This window comes from Pseudomonas sp. TWI923, from assembly GCF_039673365.1.
Taxonomy (GTDB): domain Bacteria; phylum Pseudomonadota; class Gammaproteobacteria; order Pseudomonadales; family Pseudomonadaceae; genus Aquipseudomonas; species Aquipseudomonas sichuanensis.
Genome location: NZ_JBDJLM010000157.1, coordinates 1 through 2,912, shown reverse-complemented (window position 1 = coordinate 2,912; position 2,912 = coordinate 1). Strand labels below are relative to the sequence as shown.

Here is a 2,912-nt window from a genome sequence, read left to right as displayed (position 1 = left end):
TGGTTTTTTTTGTTTCTCTTGGGTTCAAACATGCGGGGGCACCCCCGCCTCCCATTAATTGGGGGGGGGGGGGTGGCCCCCGCGATGTCTGTCAGAGGTTTATGGCAGTGCGTATGCCATCACGTAGTCGCCACGGTCGGTCGACTGACGCGCGCCGCCGGCGGTGACCACCACGTACTGCTTGCCGGTCTTGGGCGAAACGTAGGTCATCGGGCCGCCCTGGCTGCCCACTGGCAGGCGGGCTTTCCAGATTTCGTTGCCGTTGCTGCTGTCATAGGCGCGCAGGTAGAAGTCCTGGGTGCCAGCAATGAACAGCAGGCCACCTTGGGTCGACAGGGTGCCGCCCAGGGTCGGCAGGCCGATCTTGATCGGCAGGTGCATGCGGATACCCAGGGGGCCGGTATCCTCGACGGTGCCCACCGGCACTTGCCAGGCAATTTGCCGGGTCTTCATGTCGATGGCGGTCAGGGTGCCGAACGGCGGCGCCTGGCACGGGATGCCGGCTACCGACAGGAAGCGGTTCTTGTTCACCGCATACGGCGTGCCCTTGAGCGGCACGGCACCCATGCCGGTGTTCAGCGCTTCACCACCGCCCGCGGCAGCGCCCTTGTTCTGCGAAGGGATCATCTGGATCCACAGGCCCAGGCGCATGTCGTTGACGAAGATGAAACCGTGCACCGGGTCAGTCGACAGGCTGCCCCAGTTCATGCCACCGAGCGAACCCGGGAAGCTCAGCGACAGGTCGGTGCCTGGCGCGGTGTACAGGCCGTCGTAGCGCATCTTCTTGAAGTCGATGCGGCACAGCAGCTGGTCGAACGGGGTGGCGCCCCACATGTCCGATTCGGTCAGGGTCTGCGCGCCGATCTGCGGCATGCCGACGGATTTCGGCTGGGTGGGCGAGTACGGCTCGTTGGGGATGTTGCTCGGCTTGACCGGTACTTCATCGACTTGGGTCAACGGCTTGCCGGTGGCGCGGTCGAGCACGAAGATCTGCCCGGCCTTGGTGCCGATCACCACTGCTGGCACGGTCTGGCCATCGTCCTTGGTGAAATCGATCAGGCTCGGCTGCATCGGCAGGTCGAAGTCCCAGAGGTCGTTGTGCACGGTCTGGTACACCCACTTCTGGTCGCCAGTGGTGGCGTCCAGGGCCAGCACCGAAGCGCCGTAGGTGTGGTCCAGCTGGTTGCGCTCGACACCGTAGATGTCGGTGGACGAGGAACCCATCGGCAGGAACAGGGTGTTCATGGCCGGATCGTAAGACATCGGTGCCCAGCTGTTGGGGGTGCTGCGCACGTAGGTGCTGTCGCCTTCAGGGGCTTTACGGTCTTGCGGGTTGCCCGGGTCGAAGGCCCAGCGCATTTCCCCGGTGATCACGTCGAAGCCGCGGATCACGCCGCCGGGCATGTCGGTCTGGACGTTGTCGGCCACCCGACCGCCGACCACCACGGTGGTACCGGCCATCAAGGGGGCGGACGACAGCTGGTAGTACGAGTCGGGCACATTGCCCAGGCCCGTCATCAGGTTGACCTGGCCGTTATTGCCGAAGCCTTGGCAGAACTCGCCGGTGTCGGCGTCCACGGCGATCAGGCGGCCGTCGATGGTGTTGGTGAGCAGGCGACGCTGGCAGTTGGCAGCGGCGGGCACGCTGGCGACCGTGATCGGCGAGCTGCCTGGCTGGGAAGGCTGGGCGATCGGCGCGCTGGCGTCGAAGTAGGCCATGCCACGGCAACGCTGCCAGACCTTGGACTGGGCGTTGATGGCGTTCTTCCACAGCTCCTTGCCGGTGTCTGCGTCGAGGGCGATCAGGTTGTTGTGCGGGGTGCAGATGAACACCTTGTTGCCAACCTGCAGCGGGGTGAGCTGGTCTTCGGCGCCGTTGCCGTCGCTGATGGCCACGTCACCGGTGTGGTAGGTCCAGGCCACTTGCAGTTTGTCGACGTTGCCACGGTTGATCTGGTCCAGGGCTGCGAAGCGGCTGCCGCCTTCGGTGTTGCCGTAGTGGGCCCAGTCCTTCTGCTCCTTGCCAGCTTCGACCGGGGTCAGGCCTGGGCCTTTGCCGGTGGGGGCGACGCTGGGGTGGGCGACGAACATGTTGCCGGCGGCAATCGCCAGCACCACGGCCAGCACACCGGCGATGCCATAGGCGCCACGGCCAGTGCTGCCGCCTTGGGCGCGTACCAGCAGCGGATAGACCAGTGCCACCAGCATGCCGATCGCGCCGAACATGAACAGGCGCGAGAACAGCGGCCAGAAGACCAGGCCGGCATCGGCCACTGCCCAGATCAGCGTACCGAGCAGGAATACGGCGTACAGCCAGGCGCCGGCGGGTTTGCGTCGGGCGATGAGCAGGCCGGCGATGGCCATGGCCAGGCCACCGACCAGGAAGTACCAGGATCCGCCGAGGCCGGCGAGCTTGAAGCCGCCGGCGGCCAGCAGCAGGCCGAGCAGGGCGACGATCACGCCCAAGCCGACCAGGATGATTGTGGGGGCGCCAGTGGCGCGGGGGGTGTCTTTCATGCCAGGGATCTCGCAGGTGGAATGCGGCGCAGTTTAAGCCCTTAGCAAGCTAATTAACAAGTTAGTACATTTGTTGCTGGGGCTGATTGTCGCAGGGGTGGGAGGGGGAATGTGTAGCTAAAAGACTAGATCATGCAGGGAAAATGGGGTGGGGTTCGGGTTTTTCGAGGGGTGGGGAATGTGGTGGTGCGACGATGGTCGTAGGGGATTTTGTGTATTGATGGGCATGGCTGTTATCGCGTTAGGGCTCACAGGTGTTCGCCGCAAGGTTTGCAGCGCCCATGAGATCGAGCGCCGCCCGCGCGGCGCATCGCTGGCAAGCCAGCTCCCACATCTGTTTCGGGCCAGTTACTCCTGTTGTTTCATCGCTGTACGCCTTGTTGGTTCGACTCGAT

Annotated in this window: 1 protein-coding gene; it reads right to left on the bottom strand. The window is 64.5% G+C overall.

Annotation, left to right across the window (positions count from 1 at the left end; genetic code table 11):
• Positions 1-99: 99 nt before the first annotated feature.
• A complete protein-coding gene (locus ABE459_RS25820; protein WP_125464400.1) occupies positions 100-2,517 on the bottom strand; it encodes a glucose/quinate/shikimate family membrane-bound PQQ-dependent dehydrogenase in 2,418 nt (805 codons plus the stop codon).
• Between the last annotated feature and the right edge of the window lie 395 nt (positions 2,518-2,912).